General features: G+C 64.3%; 19 protein-coding genes. 9 read left to right on the plus strand and 10 right to left on the minus strand.

What is annotated here, in order from left to right; translation table 11 throughout:
- Positions 1-8: 8 nt before the first annotated feature.
- Together FJW04_RS09935 and FJW04_RS09940 are read right to left on the minus strand one after the other, a co-directional pair.
- The gene (locus tag FJW04_RS09935; protein WP_140713804.1) at positions 9-1,211 is read right to left on the minus strand and encodes an MFS transporter; all 1,203 of its coding nucleotides are present in this window, start codon (positions 1,209-1,211) and stop codon (positions 9-11) included.
- 174 nt (positions 1,212-1,385) lie between these two features.
- Positions 1,386-1,844: an Lrp/AsnC family transcriptional regulator gene (locus tag FJW04_RS09940; protein WP_015316228.1), complete on the minus strand. Its 459-nt coding sequence runs from the start codon at positions 1,842-1,844 to the stop codon at positions 1,386-1,388.
- A 171-nt stretch (positions 1,845-2,015) separates the two neighbouring features.
- On the opposite strand from FJW04_RS09940, the gene FJW04_RS09945 reads away from it, so the two are divergent.
- Positions 2,016-2,750: an AzlC family ABC transporter permease gene (locus FJW04_RS09945; RefSeq protein ID WP_140713806.1), complete on the plus strand. Its 735-nt coding sequence runs from the start codon at positions 2,016-2,018 to the stop codon at positions 2,748-2,750.
- Positions 2,747-3,046, plus strand: a complete 300-nt coding sequence (locus FJW04_RS09950) for an AzlD family protein (RefSeq protein ID WP_015316230.1) — start codon at positions 2,747-2,749, stop codon at positions 3,044-3,046. Before FJW04_RS09945 ends, FJW04_RS09950 begins: the two co-directional genes overlap by 4 nt.
- Positions 3,047-3,100: 54 nt before the next feature.
- Here the strand turns inward: FJW04_RS09950 and FJW04_RS09955 are convergent, their stop codons facing one another.
- Positions 3,101-3,736 carry an FMN-dependent NADH-azoreductase gene (locus FJW04_RS09955; protein WP_140713808.1) on the minus strand — a complete coding sequence of 212 codons (636 nt, stop codon included), beginning with the start codon at positions 3,734-3,736 and terminating at the stop codon, positions 3,101-3,103.
- A 107-nt stretch (positions 3,737-3,843) separates the two neighbouring features.
- Between FJW04_RS09955 and FJW04_RS09960 the strand changes: the two genes are divergently transcribed.
- On the plus strand, positions 3,844-4,806 hold the full coding sequence (locus FJW04_RS09960; RefSeq protein ID WP_015316232.1) for a LysR family transcriptional regulator: 963 nt from the start codon (positions 3,844-3,846) through the stop codon (positions 4,804-4,806).
- A 383-nt stretch (positions 4,807-5,189) separates the two neighbouring features.
- Here FJW04_RS09960 and FJW04_RS09965 read toward each other — a convergent pair whose 3' ends face one another.
- The 3 genes from FJW04_RS09965 to FJW04_RS09975 form a co-directional block, all read right to left on the minus strand.
- Entirely contained in the window at positions 5,190-5,804 is a 615-nt protein-coding gene (locus tag FJW04_RS09965) for a TetR/AcrR family transcriptional regulator (protein ID WP_140713810.1), read from the minus strand.
- 141 nt (positions 5,805-5,945) lie between these two features.
- A complete protein-coding gene (locus FJW04_RS09970; RefSeq protein ID WP_140713812.1) occupies positions 5,946-9,053 on the minus strand; it encodes an efflux RND transporter permease subunit in 3,108 nt (1,035 codons plus the stop codon).
- The gene (locus FJW04_RS09975) at positions 9,053-10,165 is read right to left on the minus strand and encodes an efflux RND transporter periplasmic adaptor subunit (RefSeq protein WP_140713814.1); all 1,113 of its coding nucleotides are present in this window, start codon (positions 10,163-10,165) and stop codon (positions 9,053-9,055) included. The genes FJW04_RS09970 and FJW04_RS09975 overlap by 1 nt, the downstream gene beginning before the upstream one ends.
- An 85-nt stretch (positions 10,166-10,250) precedes the next feature.
- Between FJW04_RS09975 and FJW04_RS09980 the strand changes: the two genes are divergently transcribed.
- Together FJW04_RS09980 and fabF are read left to right on the plus strand one after the other, a co-directional pair.
- Positions 10,251-10,829: a TetR/AcrR family transcriptional regulator gene (locus FJW04_RS09980; protein ID WP_140713929.1), complete on the plus strand. Its 579-nt coding sequence runs from the start codon at positions 10,251-10,253 to the stop codon at positions 10,827-10,829.
- A 35-nt stretch (positions 10,830-10,864) separates the two neighbouring features.
- Complete coding sequence (gene fabF, locus FJW04_RS09985; RefSeq protein ID WP_140713816.1) at positions 10,865-12,133, plus strand: beta-ketoacyl-ACP synthase II; 1,269 nt, start codon at positions 10,865-10,867, stop codon at positions 12,131-12,133.
- A gap of 122 nt (positions 12,134-12,255) precedes the next feature.
- Here fabF and FJW04_RS09990 read toward each other — a convergent pair whose 3' ends face one another.
- On the minus strand, positions 12,256-12,849 hold the full coding sequence (locus FJW04_RS09990) for a TetR/AcrR family transcriptional regulator (protein ID WP_140713818.1): 594 nt from the start codon (positions 12,847-12,849) through the stop codon (positions 12,256-12,258).
- A 66-nt stretch (positions 12,850-12,915) separates the two neighbouring features.
- Between FJW04_RS09990 and FJW04_RS09995 the strand changes: the two genes are divergently transcribed.
- A complete protein-coding gene (locus FJW04_RS09995; RefSeq protein WP_140713820.1) occupies positions 12,916-13,392 on the plus strand; it encodes a VOC family protein in 477 nt (158 codons plus the stop codon).
- Here the strand turns inward: FJW04_RS09995 and FJW04_RS10000 are convergent.
- The gene (locus FJW04_RS10000; protein ID WP_140713823.1) at positions 13,352-14,302 is read right to left on the minus strand and encodes a trypsin-like peptidase domain-containing protein; all 951 of its coding nucleotides are present in this window, start codon (positions 14,300-14,302) and stop codon (positions 13,352-13,354) included. The two genes, FJW04_RS09995 and FJW04_RS10000, sit on opposite strands and share 41 nt — an antisense overlap.
- 166 nt (positions 14,303-14,468) lie before the next feature.
- On the opposite strand from FJW04_RS10000, the gene FJW04_RS10005 reads away from it, so the two are divergent.
- Both FJW04_RS10005 and FJW04_RS10010 read left to right on the plus strand, forming a co-directional pair.
- Positions 14,469-15,341 carry a S1C family serine protease gene (locus FJW04_RS10005; protein WP_140713825.1) on the plus strand — a complete coding sequence of 291 codons (873 nt, stop codon included), beginning with the start codon at positions 14,469-14,471 and terminating at the stop codon, positions 15,339-15,341.
- A gap of 8 nt (positions 15,342-15,349) precedes the next feature.
- Positions 15,350-16,036 carry a helix-turn-helix transcriptional regulator gene (locus FJW04_RS10010; protein ID WP_140713827.1) on the plus strand — a complete coding sequence of 229 codons (687 nt, stop codon included), beginning with the start codon at positions 15,350-15,352 and terminating at the stop codon, positions 16,034-16,036.
- 294 nt (positions 16,037-16,330) lie between these two features.
- Here FJW04_RS10010 and FJW04_RS10020 read toward each other — a convergent pair whose 3' ends face one another.
- A complete protein-coding gene (locus tag FJW04_RS10020) occupies positions 16,331-16,546 on the minus strand; it encodes a type II toxin-antitoxin system VapB family antitoxin (protein WP_140713829.1) in 216 nt (71 codons plus the stop codon).
- A gap of 179 nt (positions 16,547-16,725) precedes the next feature.
- Here FJW04_RS10020 and FJW04_RS10025 point away from each other — a divergent pair, with 179 nt between their 5' ends.
- On the plus strand, positions 16,726-17,592 hold the full coding sequence (locus FJW04_RS10025; protein ID WP_140713831.1) for an NAD(P)-dependent oxidoreductase: 867 nt from the start codon (positions 16,726-16,728) through the stop codon (positions 17,590-17,592).
- Between the two features lie 400 nt (positions 17,593-17,992).
- Here the strand turns inward: FJW04_RS10025 and FJW04_RS10035 are convergent, their stop codons facing one another.
- Positions 17,993-20,092, minus strand: a complete 2,100-nt coding sequence (locus FJW04_RS10035; protein WP_140617815.1) for an OmpA family protein — start codon at positions 20,090-20,092, stop codon at positions 17,993-17,995.
- Between the last annotated feature and the right edge of the window lie 164 nt (positions 20,093-20,256).

Here is a 20,256-nt window from a genome sequence, read left to right on the forward strand (position 1 = left end):
GGAGAAGCCTATGCCGTCTGCAACGCCCTGCGTGGCAGCGGCGGGAAGGCGATCGCTATGCCCGCGGCACCCAGGCCGATAAGCGCCGAGCCGATGAACAGCCAATGGTAGCTGGCATAGGCGTCGAAGATCATGCCGCCGGCAAGCGGCCCCAGCGCCATGCCGAGGCTGGAGAGCATGGTGGCGGCGCCGAATACGGTGCCGAGGATGCGCTGGCCGAAATATTCGCGCGCCAGCACCGCGTAGAGCGGCATGACGCCGCCATAGGTGGCGCCAAAGATGACGGCCAGCATATAGAACTGGTCGAGCTGGCTGATCGAGAGATAGGCGGCAATGACGATCGCCTGGATCGCCAGCCCGGCGATCAGCACCGGCTTCACCCCGAGCCGGTCGGCCAGCACGCCGTAGAGCAGCCTGCCGCCGAGGCCTGCCAGACCCTCGACACTGTAGATCGAGACAGCGGCCATCGGGGCGACGCCGCACAGCATGGCGTAGCTGACCATGTGGAAGATCGGGCCGGAATGGGCCGCGCAGCAGGCGAAGAAGGTCAGCCCCAGCACGATGAATTGCGGCGAGCGCAGCGCCTGGCCGACCGTGAGGCCGGCGCCTTCGGCGGCTTGTGATGCGGCGGCATCCGAGGCGACAGGCTTCGGCGGCTGGCGCACCAGAAGCACGGCGGGCAGCAGAAGCACCCAGGCCAGGATGCCGATGTCGAACATGGCGCTACGCCATTCGTAGGCGGAGATCAGCCAGCGGGCGAGCGGCGAGATCGTCATCGGCGCCACGCCCATGCCGGCCGAGACCAGCGATACGGCCAGTCCGCGATTGGTGTCGAACCAGCCTGACGTCAGCGCGATCATAGGCGCGAAGAAGGCGCTGGCCGCGAGCCCGACGAGCACGCCATAGGTGATCTGGAAGGTGAGAAGCGAACCGGCGCGGCTTGCCAGCACCAGCGCCAGCCCGAGCAGCACGGCGCCGATCGTGACGACGATACGGGCGCCGAACCGGTCGGACAGGGCACCCCAGGCGAAACCGCCAAGGCCCATCACCAGGAAATTGAGTGTCATGGCGCTCGAAATGCCCGCGCGCGACCAATTGGTATCGAGCGCCATGGGTTCGAGAAAGATCGCCAGCGAAAACATCGTGCCGATGGCGACACAGGACATCAGCGCGCCAGCCGCGACGATGACCCAACGGTAGGAATGGTTCATGGTTTTCTCCCATGCCGGAACGCGGTCTTGTGGTGGCACGGTCCAGCTTCGCCGTGCCCTTGCGTCCGAAGGACGCCGGCACCAGCGCCCATCCTACAATCCGGTTGCATTTTTTATCCAGTCTGGACGTTAGGGCTTTGACGGATACAGACCCTTGGATTGCGCTGGCTTGTCCTAGATCGGCAGTTCCGATGTGTATTTGATCGTCTGGCTGGGCACGTCGGTCTTGACGTTCTGCACGCCCTTGATGCGGCTGAGATGCTCCGACTGGAAGCGCCGGTAGTCATCGATGCCGGCGGCCACGACGCGCACCATGGCGTCGCAGTCGCCGAGCATGAGATAGCACTCCATCACTTGCGGCAGCTTGGCGACCTCGGTGGCGAAATGTTCGATCGTGTCCTCGTCCTGTGCCTTCAGCCAGATGCGGGTGAAGAAGGTGAGGCCCTTGCCGATGCTGGCCGGATTGATCACGGCGACATAGCGGTCGATGATACCGGCTTCCTCCAGGAGCTTGACGCGCCGCAGGCAAGGCGAGGGCGACAGGCCGACCTCATTGGCCAGATCATTGTTGGCCATGCGGCCGTCTCGCTGCAACGCCCGCAGGATGCGTTTGTCGATGTCGTCGAGCTTCATGGCGTTGAATTCCATTTTCCTGCGGCTTCGTAACAGTGAATGCCAGAATCTGACGAAAGACAACAATCTTCGCAACCAAATTGCGGAGAGCTGTAGGTATGTTTTGCCCCTGACATCACGGGACTTTCAAACGCAGGGCAGGGCGGCTGTGGGGCCGCCCAATGGCAGGGTATGAGCATTTCACAGGCAGTCGAGACGGTCGGCAATGGTTCGGGATCGGAGTTTCGCCGTGGCGTGGCATCCTGCGCGCCGGTGCTGCTCGGCACCATCCCCTATGCGCTGGTGCTTGGCGCCCAGGCCGTGCAGAAAGGGCTGAGCACGGTCGAGTTGTCCATGATGACGGGGCTGAACTTCGCCGGCGGCTCGGAATTCGCGGCGGTCCAGCTGTGGACGTCGCCGCCGCACATCCTGCTCATCGTCGCCATCACCTTCCTGGTCAACAGCCGCCATCTGTTGATGGGAGCGGCGCTCGCGCCGTTCCTGCGCGACCTGCCGCGGCGCAAGGTGTTTCCGGCGCTGTTCTTCCTATGCGACGAAAGCTGGGCGCTGGGCCTGGCCGACGCCAAACAGCGCGCCGCCGCCGGTGTCGCACCGGCCTTCAGCCCGCGCTATTACATGGGTGCCGCGCTGGCGATGTATCTGACCTGGGTAGCCTTCACCACGCTGGGCGCCTTGCTCGGCCCGATGCTGGGCCATGTCGAGACCTACGGTTTCGACATGGCGTTTCCGGCCGTCTTCCTGGTGCTGATGCGCGGCATGTGGAAGGGCGTCGCGGCGGCGCGGCCCTGGCTTGTCAGCCTGGCCGTCGCGGCGCTGGTCTATCTCTTCGTTCCCGGCGCCTGGTATGTCGCGGCGGGCGCGGTGTCGGGGCTGGCCGCGGCCTGGCTGATGGCGGGTGATGCATGATCGACGCAGCGACCCTTCTCACCATCGTGCTGATGGCCGGCGTCACCTATCTGACGCGGATCGGCGGCTATGTCGTGCTGCGCAACCGCGTGCTCAGTCCCCGCGCCACGGCGGTGATGGAGGCAGCACCCGGCTGCGTGCTGATCTCTGTCATCGCGCCGGCCTTCGTGTCGCGCAATCCCGCCGATCTCGCGGCATTGGCCATCACCTTGGTCGCCGCGACACGGCTTTCCATGCTGCCAACCGTGCTGATCGGGGTCGCTTCGGCCAGCCTGTTGAGGCATCTGATCGGCTAGAACGAAAAAAGCAGGCGCGAACGCCTGCCTTTGACAAACCATGGACCGAGAGTCTTACGCTGCAGCCGCGACATCACGGCTGGCGGCAACCAATGCATCGACCGTGGCCGTAGCCTTGGCGAGCGCGGCATCCACCGCGTCAGGTCCCTTGGAGACGCCCTCGATGCGGATGACGTCGACATCGGTCATGCCGATAAAACCGAGCACGCTGCGCAGGTAGGGGACGGCGTGATCGAACTGCACGGCCGCACCTTCGGAATAGATGCCGCCGGAGGCCAGCACGATGTAGACCTTCTTGCCGGTGACGAGACCCTTGGGGCCGTTCTCGCCATAGGCAAAGCTCTTGCCGGAGCGGGCGACGTGATCGACCCAGGACTTCAACGTCGAGGAGATGTTGAAGTTGATGAAGCCGGTGGCCAGGATCACCGTGTCGGCGGCGAACAGCTCGTCAAGCACGACATCGGAAACGCCGACCACTTCGGCCTGGCGCGGGGTGCGGACATCGGCCGGCGTGTAGATGCCGGTCGCATAGTCGGCATCGATATGCGGCAGCGGGTTGGCGACGAGGTCGCGCACGACCAGCGTGTTCGACGGGTCAGCGGCGAGAAGCTTCTGGGCGAACTCGGTGGCGATGCGGGTCGAGTGCGAGGCAGCGCCGCGCGGGCTCGAGGTGACGAGAAGAATGGACATAGCGGGTCTCTCCAGTGGGATGAATTGTCCCGCCATATATGGGGCATCGACCAATCAGATAAACTGGTATATTTTCGATACGATCCATCCATAAAGTAGATACAACGATGCAGCCCAACCCGACCCTCGACCAGCTCCAAATCCTTGTCGCCGTTGCCGATACCGGCAGTTTCTCGGCAGCCGGCCGCAAGCTCAACCGCGCGCAATCCGTCATCAGCTACGGTATCGCCAATCTCGAGGCGCAGCTCGGGCTGAAGCTTTTCGAGCGCGAGGGCACGCGCGAGCCGCAACTGACCGAGATCGGCCGGGCGATGCTGGAAGACGCGCGGCGCATGATTGGCGTGCTGCAGCGCATGCGCTCGCGCGTCGACGGGCACCATCACGGGCTGGAGGCCGAGGTGGCGCTGGCGGTGGACGTATCATTGCCTTCCCCCGTGCTGGTGCGGGTGCTCAAGGCATTCGAGGCGCGGTTTCCGACCGTGATGCTGCGCCTGTATATCGGCACGCTCGGTCTCATCCCCGATCTTGTCGTCAGCGGACAGGCCGATCTCGGCATTGGCGGCCTGCTAGGCGATGTCGACGTGCATCTCGTGCGCATCGGCTTCATGTCGCTGGTGCCGGCGGCAGCGCCCAATCATCCGCTGGCCCTGCTGCCGAAGCCGGTGGCGCTCGAGGATGTGCGCGAGCATACGCAGCTTGTCGTGATCGACCAGTCCGAGCGCACCAAGGGACGCGATTACGGCGTCTTCGCCTACCGCACGTGGCGACTGACCGACATGCGCACCAAGCACATACTGATGCGCGAGGGGCTCGGCTGGGGCGGGCTGCCGCGCTGGCTGATCGCCGACGACCTGGCCAGCGGCCGCCTGGTGGAACTCGACCTCGAACCCTACAAGGAAGTGAGTTCGCCCCTGTTTGCCATGCACCGCAACGATCGCAGTCCAAAGCCGGCGGCGGCCTGGTTGATCGACCGGTTCAAGCGCGGGCTCGGCTGCTTCAACGAGTTCGAGCCGGGCGAGGTGCCCGAAGAGGAGCCGGACACCGACGGTGATGCGAACGCCGGCGGCTGAATCCTGGAACTCAGCCGAAAATCATTCGATCTGCGTCACCCCGGAAACCACGAGCTGCGCCGTACGGGCGGTCAATTTTCCGCATTTGCGCAGTGTCGGTTTTTCATAGGTCCTTTTCATGTGTCCATCCCAAATGTGAGCCCGCAAGGTGGGTGAGCCAGCCATAACGGGATTGGACGGTTTCGGTTGCCTCGCCATTGCATTCTCCGCTGCGTACAAGGACACGATCACCTGCCTTTCGGAGACTGTTGGGGAACTCCACGCTTCACAGCCGGTCGCGATAATGTCCTTCCACTTTGCTGGTCGTCGCGAAACCAATGTGTCGACCTCCATCTTCTGGTCTCCTCCCATCGCTAAGCCCTGCCGGACCAACGGCACGCGCCTCAGTCGGACTTTCCCAGACCTTTCAGGATAAAGCGAATCTGCTCGCGCAGGCCAGCTTCGTCATCTTCGCCGTGTCGAAGGCGGTGCTCGATCAGAATCGGGTGGAAAAACGGCGTGAAGGCGGTCTTGACCGCGCGCGCTGCTTCCACTGGATCTTCGACCCTGAATTCCCGTGTTTGGATGCCCTCGCGGATAATCGCTTCGAGGATCGTTACCACCCGCTCGGTATGCGCCTTGATGATCGCGCAGTTGTTTTGCATGGCGGCGACAATCATCTCGTGCATGCGCCTTTCCTTGACCAGTGTGGTCTTGCTGTGATGGTGCATCGCGGTCAGGAGTTGGTCGAGTTTCTCCGGGGCCGGCGCGCTCGTGCATGCGATCGCAGAGGCGATCCCGGCGACCTCGTTGACGACCCGCCCGCAGACGGACTCGATGATCGCACCCTTGGAGGGGAAGAAACGATAGACGTTTGCCGTGCTCATGCCGAGTTCGGAGGCGATATCAGCCACCGATGTCTTATGGGTGCCGAGGCGGCGAAACTGCTCGTCCGCCACAGCCAGGATGCGCGCGCGCATCTCGTCGGGATCAGTTCGTGTTCGAACTGGACGGTTCATGCATGTCTCCAGAATTGATGAAGCGAACCGGCCGGACTCGCGTGGGACGATCCTCTGTAAGCGGCAAGTTCGTGCCGTTGGCCTGTGTCCAGGCAGAGCCAACGGGCAAGAATTCGAACCGTCTCCTGCGACAACGGAGCCCTACTCGGCCGCCATTGCTGCCGGCACTTCCGGTTCCTCCGTTGAATTCTCCTGGTCATCCGTGGCCGGCTTGATCCGGAACCACGCGACGTAGAGTGCAGGGAGGAACAGCAGGATCAGCACCGTGCCGGCAGCCGTGCCGCCGATCAGCGTGAACGCCATCGATCCCCAGAAGACGGAGTGCGTGAGGGGGATGAAAGCCAGAACGGCGGCAAGTGCGGTCAGGATCACCGGCCTTGTGCGTTGCACCGTGGCCTCGATGACCGCCTGATAGTCGTCAAGACCGGCGGCACGGTTCTCCTTGATCTGTTCGGTCAGGATCAGCGTATTGCGCATCAGGATACCCGCCAGGCCTATCAGGCCCAGGATGGCGTTGAATCCGAAAGGCTGGTTGAAGGCCAGCAACATCGGTACGACGCCAACGAGACCGAGAGGTGCCGTCAGCATGACCATCGCCATCGTCGAGAAGGATCGCACCTGCAGTATGATGACGATCAGCATGGCGGCGAGCATGGCCGGAAAGACCTTGCCCAGCGCTGTGTTGGCCTTGGTTGCCTCCTCGATCGATCCACCCATTTCGATGCGATAGCCGGCAGGCAGGGATTGAATCAGCGGCTGAAGGGCCGTCATGATCTGCTTGGAAACCTCTGGAGGCTGGGTCGCCTCATTGATGTCCGAGCGGATCGTGATGACGGGTGTGCGATCGCGGCGTTTCAGGATCGGTTCTTCCAGACGAACTTCGGAGTGACCGATCTGGTCGAGTGGAATCTGGCGGCCCTCCCGGCTCATCAGCGAGAAATCCGCCAGACGCGATGGATCCAGTCGCTCGCCGCCGGCGCTGCGGGCCACGATGGGGACGTTGCGGATGTCCACGCGGACCTGCGTGACCGGGATGCCGGTGAGGAGGAACTGGAGCTGCTGGGCCACTTCCGCCGGCGACAGGCCGATAAGGTTCAATCGGTCCTGATCCGGGATGAAGCGCAGTACCGGCGTGCGATTGCCCCAGTCGCGATTGGCCTGCCGCACGTCCGGTACGCCGCGCATGATGTCGAGAGCTTTTTCGGAGATGATGTACAATTGCCGCGGGTCTGGCCCCATGACCCGGAACTCGACCGGGAACGGCGTGTAAGGTCCGAACACGAGTTGCGTAACGCGGATGTTCGCTTCAGGGGCAAGCCCTGTCGCAACCGCTTCACGGAGCCTGTGCTTCAAGGCCTCGCGCGCGTCCGCGTCCGGTGTCAGGACGACGATCTTGGCGAAGGCGGGATCAGGCAATTCGGGCGCCATGGCGAAGAAGAAGCGGGGAGCGCCCTGACCGACATAGCTCGTGACGATCTTGGCCTCGGGCTGGCCGCCAAGCCAGTGTTCCAGTTTCTCGACCGTGGCGGTCGTCGTCTCGATGCTGGTGCCCTCCGGCAGGCGAACCTCGACCAGCACTTCGGGACGGTCGGATGTCGGGAAGAACTGCTGCTTGAGACCGCTCATGCCGACAACCGAAAGCGCGAAGACGATGCCGACGGCAGCGCAGGTCACGAACTTGTGGCGCACGGCAAAGGTGATGAGCCGGCGGAGGCGCCGATAGTTCGGTGTGTCGTATATGGCGTGAACGCCGCCTTCGACCGGTTTGATCGCGGGCAGCATCTTGACGCCCATATAAGGGGTGAAGAAAACCGCGACGACCCAGGAGACGATGAGGGCGAACCCCACGACCCAGAAGATGTTGCCGGCGTATTCGCCGGCCGTCGAGCGCGCGAAGCCCACCGGCAGGAACCCCGCGATCGTCACCAGCGTGCCCGACAGCATCGGCGCCGCGGTGTGGCTCCATGCATAGGCCGCCGCCTTGATGCGATCCATGCCCTCTTCCATTTTCACCACCATCACCTCGATGGCGATGATGGCGTCGTCGACGAGGAGGCCCAGCGCCAGGATGAGGGCACCGAGCGTGATGCGGTCGAAGAACCGGCCGGTTTCCAGCATGATGAGAAACACGACGGCGAGCGTCAGCGGGACGGCGGCCGCCACGACGATGCCGACGCGCCAGCCGAGGCTGAGCAGGCTCACCAGCAGCACCACGCCAAGCGCCATCGCGAATTTGATCATGAACTCGTTGACCGACGAGCCGATGTTGACGGCCTGATCGCTCACTTTGGCCAGCGTCATTCCGAGAGGCAGCGTCTGTGCGATCGCTGCTGACCTCTCCTCCAGTGCCTTGCCGAGTTCAAGACCATTCCAGCCCTCCTGCATCACCGCCGCGAGCATGATGGTCGGCTCACCCTGGTGACGGATGACGTAGGTGGCAGGATCCTCGTAGCCGCGCCGGACCACGGCGATGTCGGAGAGCTTCAACGTCCGTCCCGCGGCGACGATCGGCGTGTCGGCGATCGTCTGGACACTGTCATAGGCGCCGTCGACGCGGATGAAGACCTGCGGCCCCTCTGTGTCGATCGAGCCCGCCGGTGTGACGGTGTTCTGCCGCTGCAGGGCAGCGACGATATCCTGCGCCGACACGCCGAGGGTTGCCAGCTTGGCATAGGAAAACTCGACGAATATCTGTTCGGGACGTTCGCCGAGGATGTTGATCTTCTTGACGCCGGGCACATGCAGAAGGTCCTGGCGAATGGTCTCGGCCTGCCTGGCGAGTTCCCGCATGGGCAAGCCCTTCGCCTTAAGGGCGTAAAGAGCGAAACTCACATCGGAATATTCGTCGTTGACAAAGGGGCCGAGCACGCCGGGCGGCAGGTTGCGGGCTTCATCCCCGAGCTTCTTGCGGGCCTGGTAAAATTCCTCCTGCACGCTGGATGGCGGTGTGCTGTCCTTCAGTGTGACCGTCAAATAGGCATAGCCTGGCCGTGTCGTCGTCTCCACACGGTCGTACCAGGTCAACTCCTGAAGTCGCTTCTCCAACGGTTCGGCGACGAGGTCCTGCATCTCGCGCGCCGTCGCGCCCGGCCATACGGTCGTGACCGTCAGGGTCTTGATGGTGAAGTTGGGATCCTCCGCACGTCCAAGCATGAGGAAAGCGTAGGCGCCGGCGGCGACGAGCAGAATGATGAAGAAAAGGGTGACGGCTCGCTCGCGAACGGCGATCGCGGAAAAATTGAGGCTCATCAGTTGCTCCTGTTTTCAGAGGCAGTCCTGACGCGAGCGCCTTCCTGCAGGAGATGAGCACCGAGCGAAACGATCGAATCGCCCGAGCTCAGCCCGGAGATCACGGCGGTTTCGCTGGTTACACGAACAAGCTTGACGGGCCGAAAGTGTACGGTCGAGGTTGCGCCGTCCAAACTCCAAACGCCGGTCTTCTGACCATCGTCCAGCACGGCTCCGAGCGGCACCTGGACTTCCGTTTGACTTGCCTGGCTTGCAAGCCGGATGGTTACCGTCGCGCCAAGCGGTGCTGCCGCGGCCTCACCATCGAGCACATAACGGGCCTCATAGGTACGAGTCTGGGGATCGGCAGCGTCCGACAACTGCCGGAGATGCGCCGTAAAATGCCGCCCATCGCCTCCATACAAGCCCGCCTCGGCTACCGAGCCGATCGCCGGCCGGATCGTTTCGGGAAGCGTGACCACCGCCTCACGGGGGCCGGCGTTCGCGATCCGAACCACGGTCTGTCCCGCGGCGACAACCTGTCCTGGCTCGCCAAGCGTTTCGACGACGGTTCCGTCGGCGTTCGCGTCCAGGACGGAATAGGCCGCCTCGTTTTCCGCGACCTTCGCTTCCGCTTCGGTGGCGGCAAGCTGTGCAGTCGCGGTATCGAGTGCTGCCTTCGCCTGCTCGTAACGCTGCGGGGTTGCGGCCAACTCCTTCTTGACCAGAACCGCATAGCGCTTCTCGTCCGCACTGGTCTGAACCAGGACAGCGCGCGCAGCCGCGACAGCGTTGCGCTTGGCGGTGAGGGCAAGGGCAAGATCGGTATCATCGATCCGCAGCAGCGGTTGGCCCGCCTTGACCTGTTCGCCGACATTTACAAGGCGCTCGATGATCTTGCCGGGTACGCGAAACCCAAGATTGCTCTGCACCCTCGCGGCAATTGTACCCGTGAAGCCGCGTTCGGATCCTGTCACCGCCACTGCCGTCACGAGTCTGACGATCGGTGCTTCCTGCCTCGGGTCAGCCACGACGGCGGCTGCCTGTGTGCGAATGGGAAGCGTGACGAATGCAGCCACCCCAAGCCCCGCGACCAGAACGCTCCCCAGCCCAATAATGAGTTTCTTTTTCATGCCCATCGCCTTCTGTGAAAATAGATTGCATTCGTACTCTATAACTGATATAGATTATGAACGCAATCAAAAAAGGAGACGAATGATGCGTGTGACTCGCAGCCAAGCTGAGCAGAACCGGCAAACCGTGATCGATGTAGCGAGCCGGCTTTTTCGGGAGCGCGGATTCGATGGCATCGGCGTCAAGGATCTGATGGAGGGCGCCGGGCTGACCCAAGGCGGGTTCTACAAGCAGTTCGCGTCCAAGGACGACTTGGTCGCGCAGGCGTCCAGACGGGCATTGGAAAGCGCTGCGAACCGATGGTCGGCGGCGGCCGCGGCGAGCCCTGAGGATCCGCTTGGCGCCGTGATCGACTTCTATCTCAGCACGGGGCATCGCGAGGAAAGGATGGACGGCTGCCCGGTGGTTGCGCTTGGCTCGGATGCTGCCAGGCAAGGCGCCGAGGTGAAGGCATCATTTGAGGCCGGCATCCGAGAATACCTCGAGATGCTGGGCTCATGGGTTGGCGAGGCGGACGGCGATGCGCCCGGCGGTAAAGCCATGGCCGTTCTCTCGACAATGGTCGGCGCGGTCGTCCTCTCGCGCGCCGTCAATGATCCCGATCTCGCGAAGGCTTTTCTGAGTGCCGCCACCGCTCAGGTTCGCAAAGCCGTCGCGGCTTGAAAGCCGCACGCGCTGGCCAAGTGATAGGAGAATAGATGCGACGGATCGTTGTTACGGGCATGGGAGCGGTCACGCCGCTCGCGGCCAATGTCGAAGCGTCATGGTCGCGCCTGCTGGCCGGTCGTTCGGGGCTTGGAAAGCTTCCGGACGACATGGTGGGGGACCTGCCGGCGAAGGTCGGCGGAATGGTTCCTTCCTTGCTGGAAGACCCCGAAGGTGGCTTCGATCCAGACACCGTCCTGGCGCCGAAGGACCAGCGCAAGGCCGACCGCTTCATTGTCTTCGCGCTGGCGGCTGCGGGAGAGGCGCTTGCCAAGGCCAGGTGGAACCCGGTCTCGGACGATGACAGGGCCCGCACCGCGACGATCATCGCTTCGGGTGTCGGAGGATTTCCCGCGATCACCGAAGCTGTGCGAACCGTCGACCAGCGCGGTGTTCGGCGTCTCTCACCGTTCACCGTGCCGTCGTTCCTGGTGAACATGGCGGCGGGACAGATTTCGATCCGATATGGGTTCAAGGGTCCGCTCGGCGCGCCGGTGACGGCCTGCGCGGCCGGCATCCAGGCGATCGGCGATGCGGCGCGTCTTATCCGCGCCAACGAGGCCGACATCGCGGTCTGCGGCGGAACGGAAGCCTGCATCAATACGGTCAGCCTCGGCGGCTTTGCCGCGGCACGCTCTCTTTCTACATCCTTCAATCATCGTCCTGAGGAGGCCTCCCGCCCGTTCGACATGTCGCGCGACGGCTTCGTCATGGGCGAAGGCGCCGGCATCCTGGTCATCGAGGCATTGAGCCACGCGCTTGCGCGCGGCGCCAAACCGCTCGCCGAACTGGCCGGCTACGGCACGACGGCGGACGCTTATCACATCACCTCCGGCCCCGAGGATGGCGACGGTGCGCGCCGGGCCATGGAGATCGCGATTGCCCAAGCCGGTATTTCGGCACGGGAGGTCCGCCACCTCAACGCGCACGCGACCTCCACGCCAGTCGGCGACTTGGGGGAAATCGCCGCGATCAAAAGGGTCTTCGGAGAAGATTTCGGCATAGCCGTCAGCGCAACGAAGTCGGCGACCGGCCACCTGCTTGGCGCCGCCGGCGGGCTTGGGGCGATCTTCACGGTCCTGGCGCTCAGGGACCAGGTCGCACCGCCAACCCTCAATCTGAGCGCCCCCGATCCGGCAAGCGACGGGATCGACTTCGTCCCAAACCACGCCCGGCCGATGGAGATGGATTACGCGATTTCCAATGGCTTCGGCTTTGGCGGCGTGAACGCCAGCGCATTGTTCCGGCGCTGGACGGACTAGCCGCGGCTTGCGGCAATCGTGATGTCCTGGTCGGGCAGTGGCAGCCGGCGACAAGTTTACGCATGGCGACATCGTCGCCCCGCACCCGGGCGATGACTGCACGATACATTCGCGGGGGCACTTCAGGCGCGCGACAGTCCGTCTATCAGCGCCGTCAGCACGGCACGGTAGTCTTCGCCTGACGCACCGGCCTCGATGGCGAGCGCCGCGCGGTCGAAGGCGGCGGCAAGCAGCGCGGTCAGCGCTTCGAGCGGCAATCTTTTCATCGACTGCGTCCGCATCGCCGCGACAAGACCCTCGCGCAGCGAGCGGTTGCTGTGGCGGTTGTCGATCGTGTCCATGGCGGTGCGGCCGAGCACGGCGGGGCCGTCGAGCAGCAAGAGCCTCGTGCGGCCGGGCGCGCGCATGGCCGTGAGATAGGCATCGGAACCGGCAATCAGCGCATCGCGGGCGCTGAGCGAAGGCGGGGAGGCGCGGTCAATCTCTCGCGCCACCGCCGCGGCTTCCTGTTCGACCACGGCGGCGAAAAGCGCCTGCTTGTCGGCGAAATGGTGGTAGAGCGCGCCGCGCGTCACGCCAGCGGCGGCAACGATCTCCGGTGTGCCGGTCTCGGCATAGGATTTTTCCGTGAACAGTTTGCGCGCCGCCGCGATCAGGTCGGCGCGCGTTGTCTCGGTGCGATCGCGGTTGGAACGACGCGCGGATTCCTGTTGCATACATGCAGCCTGTATGTTAATTCAATTTACATGCAGACTGTATGTTAGTTGACGGGAGAAGGAAAGATGAAGACGACGAGCTACTATCCGGTGCTGATGACCGGAGATGTCGCCGGCACGGCGGCCTTCTATGTCAGGCATTTCGGTTTCCGGCCGTTGTTTCAGAGCGACTGGTACGTGCATCTGCAGTCGGTGGACAACAAGCGCGTCAATCTCGGCATCGTCCAGGGCGACCACGAGACGATTCCCGAGGAGGGGCGGGGGCGGACCTCCGGGCTGCTGATCAATTTCGAGGTCCGTGATCCCGATGCGGTCCATGACCGGATCCTTGCTGCCGGCCTGCCTATCCTGCGAACGCTGCGTGACGAGCCTTTCGGCCAGCGCCACTTCATCACCAGGGATCCCAACGGCGTGCTGATCGACGTCATCAAGCCGATCCCGCCCAGCGAGGAATTCCTGGCGCGGTATGCGGAAGGCGCCAACGGGGGCTTGAACGGCAGCCTCAACTTGCCCGCGCCACCGGCGTCACCGCCACCTGGCTGACGCCGGTGCGGCGCACCACGGTGCACAGCGTCTCGCGGTCGATGCGCTCGGCGTCGAGCATGCGCACGAGGTCGTCGACGCCGGTCACCGGGCGGCCGTCGATTGCGGCGATGATGTCGCCTTCCCTGAGACCCGCCCTGGCCGCCGGGCCGTCCTTCTCGACGCTGCGCAGCCGTACCGCCGTGCTGGTCGAGACCTGCGACAAGAGAGCCGCGCGCCGCGGCAGGTTTACCGTGTCGGCGGAGACGCCAATGAAGGCGCGGCGCACGCGGCCGAAGCGGATGATCTCGGAAATGACGAAGTTCGCGGTGTTGGAGGCGACGGCGAAGGCGATGCCTTGCGCGCCATGGATCATGGCGGTGTTGACGCCGATCACCTCGCCGGCCGACGAGACCAGCGGACCACCGGAATTGCCGGGGTTGAGCGCGGCGTCGGTCTGGATGACGTCGTCGATCAGCCTGCCGGTCGAAGCTCGCATCGAGCGGCCGAGCGCCGAGACGACGCCGGAGGTGACGGTCCATTCGAAGCCCAGCGGATTGCCGATGGCAATCGCGATCTGGCCGCGCCGCAGCCGCTTGGAATCGCCCAGCGGCGCCACGTCGGCGAAGCTGCCGTCAGCGCGCACCAGGGCGATGTCGGTGTCGGGGTCGCGGCCGAGCACGCGGCCTTCGCTGGAGGCGCCGTCCGGCATCGAGACGCGTACCGTCCTGGCGTCACCCACGACATGGAAATTGGTGACGACCAACCCGTCAGGCGCGATGACGAAGCCCGAGCCGTGGCCGCCCGGCCCCCCGATGCGCTCGATGCGGCAGACAGCCGGGCCGATGCGGTCGACCGCGTCGGCAACCGTCGTCGAATAGGCGTCGAGCAATGTCTCGTCCGGTTGGAATTTTGGCGCGGCGAGGGCCATGGGGGCTCCGTGTTTTCAGGCTTGATCGTGACTATATGTGCGGAGCGGCCGGAACCGCCGCGACCTGACCAGATGGCCAGTCGAACCCGCAACTAGCCGTCAGGCGAGTACCTCCTGGCGTACTGCCGAGCGATATCTGGGGCATGAGAAAACCCAGGAGATCATCATGAGCGACTTCAATCTGAATGCATTTTCCGATGCCATTGCCGATATCGCCGACAAGGCGACGCCGGCAACGGCAAGCTTCGCCACGCATCATCACCGCACGGCGAGCGCCTTCCACTGGGGCGACGGCTATTTCGTCACCGCCGAGGAAGCCGTCGAGGCCGGCGAGGAGATCGAACTGACACTGGCCTCCGGCGAGACGGCGAAGGCCGAACTGGTCGGCCGCGATCCTTCGACGGGCGTCGCCCTGCTGAAGCCCGCGGATGCGGCCACCGCGCCTGTCCTCGATAGAGCCAGCCCCGTTCGGCCAGGCAATATCGCCATAGCTGTCGGCAGCAGCCAGGGCTCGGTGCTGGCCGTGTCGGGCTCGGTCGGCGAAGTCGGCCCGGCCTGGCGCTCGATGCGCGGCGGCACCATCGACCGGCGCATCAACCTGGCTGTCGGTGCCGGCGGCCGCTTCGAGGGTGGCCCGGTGCTGGACGCCAAAGGCGCGCTGATCGGCATGCTTCTGTTCGGCCCGCGTGGCCGCGCGCTGGTCATGCCCTATGAGACGATCGAACGCGCGGTGGCGACGCTGCGCGAAAAGGGTCATGTCGCACGTGGTTACCTCGGCGCCGGCCTGCATCCGGTACGCGACCGCGACGCGCGTGGCGCAATGGTGATGAGCCTCGACGACAATGGCCCGGCCAAGGCCGCTGGCCTCTCGCTCGGCGACATCATCGTGGCGTGGAACGGCGAGGCTGTGCATGGTCCGCGAGATCTGATCCGCCGGCTCGGGCCCGACAGCGCCGGTGCTTCGGTGAAGCTGGGTGTCGTGCGCGGCGGCGAACAGCGCGACGTCGTGCTGACGATCGGCGAAAAGCCGCTGAGCTGAGAGGACGGATGGAAAGCGACACGCTGATAAGGCCTGACGTGGCGCGCGGCGAACGCCAGCTCGTGGTGCTGATCGCACTACGCGATGCCGTGCGTGCCGAGCGCTTGTCGACTTCGCTTGCCATGGCCGACGATCTGCTGCCGGTCGTGGCCGGCGGCGGGGTCGCCGATGTCGCCATCGTCGATGACGCTGTCGCCAACGGCACGGCTTCGGTCGATCGAGCCGGCGTCGGCGGCAGCACGACCCCAAAAGTACTGCTTTCGGACCGCGCGGGCCGGCCGCAAGGCCAGGTGTTTGCGGTGCTGCCGTTGGCCACGGATGCAGCTTTGATCGCCGCTGCCGTCAGGCTGGCCGCCGCCGGCTACCGGGTGTCCGGCGAAGGGCGTTCGATGCCCGATAGGCATGAGGATTTCGACCGCGGTGACGCGGCCAATGGGGATGGAAGCCATAGCGGGTTGTTCGGCGAGGAAACGGTCGACGATGGCGCCGCCGCCCGGCCAGCGCTGTCGCCGCGCGAGGCGGAAGTGCTGGCGCTGCTGGCCGAAGGGGCGCCCAACAAGGTGATCGCGCGGCGGCTCAACATCTCCGTCCACACAGCGAAGTTCCATGTCGCCGCGATCCTGATCAAGCTTGGTGCCGCCAATCGTACGGACGCCATCGCGATCGCGATGCGGCAGGGGCTGGTTCTGGTTTAGGAGTGGATGTCGGGCAAGTCTGACGATTATCTTCAGAGGTCGGCGCTGCCGCTCATCCGCCTACCGGCACCTTCTCCCCGTATAATGACAGGGAGAAGGGAGTTGCCGCGACCTCGGCGCTCCTTTTGCAAAGGTGATGATTGGCGAAGTCCGCGATGAGAGCGTCTTTCTCCCCGTCACTATACGGGGAGAAATGCCCGGCAGGGCAATGAGGGGCGGCGCGACGGTGCGGACGAAGTATCCGTCAGCTGCTCGGTATTTCGAGTTCATCGTAACCGAGTACTTCGTCTTCGGTCATTGGGCGGTCCCGATGAGTATCCGGCCTGCTTGCTCTGAAATTTCCATCAGCCTCGCGATCAGGTCAGACTCGTTTTGCTGAGAAGTCAGGTGTTCGCGAGCAGTTTCGTTTTCGAGGCTCTGCCGGATCGCTTCGGTCACCGGCACACCACGGCTCTTGGCAAGTTCTCGGGCCAACCGCTCCACTTCGACATTCTTGATGAACAAAGCCATTTGGTGATCTGCCATCCGGTATGGAATCATACGCCAAATCGGTTTCGGCGCCACGTCGTTTGCAGCCGACAAGGCACGGTACCCTCCGCTACGTCACCATCGCGTCGCACCACAAGCTCTTGTATCCGGCTCTGGCGCGCGCAAGGATCGCGACACAAGACAATCCAGGCGGAGGAAAAATGTCGCTCAAGGGAAAGACGCTGTTCATCTCCGGCGGGTCACGTGGCATCGGGCTGGCGATCGCGCTGCGCGCCGCGCGCGACGGCGCCAATGTGACGATCGCCGCCAAGACGACGGAGCCGCATCCGAAGCTGCCGGGAACGATCTACAGCGCCGCTGAAGAGATCGAGCAGGCCGGCGGCAAGGCACTGCCGGTGCTATGCGACATCCGCGAGGAAGCGCAGGTGGCCGAGGCGGTCGGCAGAACCGTCGAGAAATTCGGCGGCATCGATATCTGCGTCAACAATGCCAGCGCCATCCAGCTTACCGGCACGCTGGAAACCGACATGAAGCGCTACGATCTGATGCATCAGATCAACACGCGCGGCACCTTCCTCGTGTCCAAAATGTGCATTCCACACCTGAAGTTGGCGAAGAACCCTCACATCCTGAATCTGGCGCCGCCGCTCGACATGAAGGCCAAATGGTTCAAGAACCATGTCGCCTACACCATGGCCAAGTTCGGCATGTCGATGTGCACGCTGGGCATGAGCGCGGAATTCGCCAGGGATGGCATCGCGGTCAATTCGCTGTGGCCGATCTCGACCATCGACACGGCCGCGGTACGCAACCTTCTGGGCGGAGCGACGGTCGCGGCGATGAGCCGGTCGCCGGACATCATGGCCGATGCCGCGCACGCGATCTTCATGCGGCCGTCGCGCGAGGCATCAGGCAATTTCTACATCGACGAAGAGGTGCTGCGCGCCGAGGGCGTCAGCGATTTCTCGGTCTATGCGCCTGACGCAACCGGACCGCTGGCCGGAGACTTTTTTGTGCCGGATGAGGTGTTTGCCAGGACGGACAGCAAGATCAGGAACATCTACTGAAGGGGATCCTGCCGCCGCCGCTTGCTTTCAAAAAGGACTCGACATCGAACGGCTCCGGTTCACCTGACTGGCCGCCCTCGTCGATTGCCCGACGAAGCCGCTCAAGCCTCTGATCGCCGTTTTCTTCTGTAGGCATCAGTGGATCTGAAAGCAAAAAACCCCGCCGGAGAGGGCCGGCGGGGCTCAATGCGTCCCGCTGGAGTCGGGACGGGGCAGGGAACGCCCAGTCAGGAATCTGGGGTGCGAAGCCCGGTGATTCAATGACCCGGCTCTAGGGGTCTGTACAATTCTTGTTGACCCGAGCCGTGCCGTCCGCAGTCTGTCCCATCCCGGTTGACCGGGATGGGACCTTGTTGCCGACCTCGTTCCAGAAACCACTGCAAGTGGCTGGAAACGCAGGTCAGTTGTTGCTCGCCACCGGCGCCACGAGCGAGGTGATGCGGCGGATGGCGACGCGCCGGTTCTCGCGGTTGGGCGCCGAGGTGTCGACCTTCAGGTACTCCTCGCCATAGCCCTGTGTCGTCAGGTTCTCGGGCGGGATGCCGAAGGCGTTGGTCAGCGCTTCGGCGACCGCTTCGGCGCGACGGTCCGACAGAGCAAGGTTTGCCTCGGGCGTGCCGACGGCGTCGGTGTGGCCCTCGATCAGGAAGGTCTCGGCCGGGTTCTTTTTCAACAGCTTCTCCATGGCGTCGGCGACACCCTGGAGCTTCTGTACCTCGGTGTCGGAGATCGAGGACGAGCCGAATTCGAAATTCAGCGTGTCGAGGTCGATCCGCCGTGCAATGTCACGCACGCGGGCCGAACGCTTGACCTCGTTGATCGAATACAGACGCTGCACTTTCTCCACCGGCGGCTGTTCGAGGAAGGTGTAGTAGTCGTCGGGACTTTCGACATCCTCGGAATCGAGGATGTAGTCCCGGCGCGGGATGGTCAGCCGCATCGGCGGCAGGTCATCGCCGGGATCGCGCCAGTCATCTTCGTCCTGGTAGCTGCGCTCGTCGACATAGCTCAGCACATATTCGCGACCGTCGGGCGCGATGCGCGACCGCTGCAGGATGTCGCCGTAGCGGTTGCGTATGGTGACGATCCGGAAGCCATTGTCGCGCTCGACCGTCTCGCGCGTGCGGCCTTGCGGCAGGTCCTCGTAGTAGACATCCTTGGCGCCGCGGGTCAGGCGCGGGCGATCGTTGCTTTGGACGAACGTCTGGTCGTTGAACTGGACGATCACCCGGTCGCCGATTTCCTTGAGCACGTCGACGCCCTTGGGCCGGCGGCGGTCACGGATGTCCTCGTCAGGCGCGCGCTCGAGCCGCTTGCCCTTCTCCTGCGTCACCGGGACGATTTTTTCCGTCTTGATCGCCTCCTGGGCGGCTCTGTCGTCGGTTGGAGGCGGACCCTGATCCACCGGCGCCACTACCGGCTTCCGGCCCTGGTCACCGCCTTGCTGGGCATTCTGCCCACCATTCTGCTGCCCGCCGTTCTGCTGTTCGCCATTCTGGTTGGCGGGCTGGGTGGCCGGGTTCCCGCCGCCCTGGCCGTTCTCGCCGCGACCCTTGCGCCTGGCATCCTTCTGGCTGTCGAGGATGGGGGCGGCATTCTTGTCGGCGGGGGCTTCGCCCTGAACCGGGTTTTCGCCCTGGACAGGCGCGGCCTTCCCATTGGTAGCGGCCCCACCGGTGGCGGGCTGCTCTCCCGTCGCCGGCTGTTCGCCGGTGGTGGGCTGCCTACCGGTCTGCGGCTGTTCGCCGGTCGCGGGCTGCTCGCCATTCGCCGGCTGTTCGCCAGCCGGTTTCCTGCCGTGCTTCTTCGTCTTGTCTTGGGATTGCTCGCCCTGGGCGGGAACCTGCTCGCCGGCGGGAGGGGATTCAACCTTCGGCGTCGCTTCGCCGGCAGGAGCCTGCTTCGGTGTCGGAGCGGTCTCCGGCACGGCGGACGGCGCCTCTTTCTGCTGGTCCAGCTTGTGTTTCCTGCCAGGCTTGGTCGGCTGGTTGTCGTTGGCAGGCGCGGCCTCGCCGGCGGGCGCCTGCTCGGTCTGCTGCTGGTCGCGCTTCTTCCTGCGCGGCTGCTGCTCGTCGGTTGCGGGCGCGGCCTCGCCGGCGGGCGCCTGTTCGGTCTGCTGCTGCTGGTCGCGCTTCTTCCTGCGCGGCTGCTGCTCGTCGGTTGCGGGCGCGGCCTCGCCGGCGGGCGCCTGCTCGGCCTGCTGCTGCTGGTCGCGCTTCTTCCTGCGCGGCTGCTGCTCTTCAGCCGCGGGGGCGGGCTGCTGCGCGGCCGGAGCGGTCTCGGTCTGCTGTTGCTGCTCGCGCTTCTTCTTGCGCGGCTGTTCCTCGTCGCCCTGTCCCTGGTCGGTGGGGGTGTCCTGCGCCAGGATGATCAGCGGTGTCCCCCCGCGTTGCATGGGGCCGAACGCGGCTGTCCCCTGAAGCGGGGACGCGCCTAACGGCGCGGATGCCATCAACAGGCCAAGGGCTGTGCCTGCCAGAATCCGTGGTTGGCGTTTCATCGAAATTCTCCTTGTGGGGTCCCATCCTTGCCGAAACCGCTTTTAACGAAATTGGTTCCAGTTGCCCATCGTTAGGGGCTGTACAGGGCTATTGGCCGACCTTTTGAAGGCAACTTCATGTCATTCGGCCCCCTTTGCAGCCTCATTCCGGCTGTCGCCGCGCT

Source organism: Mesorhizobium sp. B2-7-3 (assembly GCF_006440715.1).
In the GTDB taxonomy this organism is placed as follows: Bacteria; Pseudomonadota; Alphaproteobacteria; order Rhizobiales; family Rhizobiaceae; genus Mesorhizobium; species Mesorhizobium australicum.

Excerpts from the sequence above, each read along its gene's own strand:
- FJW04_RS09935 (WP_140713804.1), bottom strand. The coding sequence starts at position 1,211 with ATGAACCATTCCTACCGTTGGGTCATCGTCGCGGCTGGCGCGCTGATG.
- FJW04_RS09940 (WP_015316228.1), bottom strand. The coding sequence starts at position 1,844 with ATGAAGCTCGACGACATCGACAAACGCATCCTGCGGGCGTTGCAGCGA.
- FJW04_RS09945 (WP_140713806.1), top strand. The coding sequence starts at position 2,016 with ATGAGCATTTCACAGGCAGTCGAGACGGTCGGCAATGGTTCGGGATCG.
- FJW04_RS09950 (WP_015316230.1), top strand. The coding sequence starts at position 2,747 with ATGATCGACGCAGCGACCCTTCTCACCATCGTGCTGATGGCCGGCGTC.
- FJW04_RS09955 (WP_140713808.1), bottom strand. The coding sequence starts at position 3,736 with ATGTCCATTCTTCTCGTCACCTCGAGCCCGCGCGGCGCTGCCTCGCAC.
- FJW04_RS09960 (WP_015316232.1), top strand. The coding sequence starts at position 3,844 with ATGCAGCCCAACCCGACCCTCGACCAGCTCCAAATCCTTGTCGCCGTT.
- FJW04_RS09965 (WP_140713810.1), bottom strand. The coding sequence starts at position 5,804 with ATGAACCGTCCAGTTCGAACACGAACTGATCCCGACGAGATGCGCGCG.
- FJW04_RS09970 (WP_140713812.1), bottom strand. The coding sequence starts at position 9,053 with ATGAGCCTCAATTTTTCCGCGATCGCCGTTCGCGAGCGAGCCGTCACC.
- FJW04_RS09975 (WP_140713814.1), bottom strand. The coding sequence starts at position 10,165 with ATGAAAAAGAAACTCATTATTGGGCTGGGGAGCGTTCTGGTCGCGGGG.
- FJW04_RS09980 (WP_140713929.1), top strand. The coding sequence starts at position 10,251 with ATGCGTGTGACTCGCAGCCAAGCTGAGCAGAACCGGCAAACCGTGATC.
- fabF (WP_140713816.1), top strand. The coding sequence starts at position 10,865 with ATGCGACGGATCGTTGTTACGGGCATGGGAGCGGTCACGCCGCTCGCG.
- FJW04_RS09990 (WP_140713818.1), bottom strand. The coding sequence starts at position 12,849 with ATGCAACAGGAATCCGCGCGTCGTTCCAACCGCGATCGCACCGAGACA.
- FJW04_RS09995 (WP_140713820.1), top strand. The coding sequence starts at position 12,916 with ATGAAGACGACGAGCTACTATCCGGTGCTGATGACCGGAGATGTCGCC.
- FJW04_RS10000 (WP_140713823.1), bottom strand. The coding sequence starts at position 14,302 with ATGGCCCTCGCCGCGCCAAAATTCCAACCGGACGAGACATTGCTCGAC.
- FJW04_RS10005 (WP_140713825.1), top strand. The coding sequence starts at position 14,469 with ATGAGCGACTTCAATCTGAATGCATTTTCCGATGCCATTGCCGATATC.
- FJW04_RS10010 (WP_140713827.1), top strand. The coding sequence starts at position 15,350 with ATGGAAAGCGACACGCTGATAAGGCCTGACGTGGCGCGCGGCGAACGC.
- FJW04_RS10020 (WP_140713829.1), bottom strand. The coding sequence starts at position 16,546 with ATGGCTTTGTTCATCAAGAATGTCGAAGTGGAGCGGTTGGCCCGAGAA.
- FJW04_RS10025 (WP_140713831.1), top strand. The coding sequence starts at position 16,726 with ATGTCGCTCAAGGGAAAGACGCTGTTCATCTCCGGCGGGTCACGTGGC.
- FJW04_RS10035 (WP_140617815.1), bottom strand. The coding sequence starts at position 20,092 with ATGAAACGCCAACCACGGATTCTGGCAGGCACAGCCCTTGGCCTGTTG.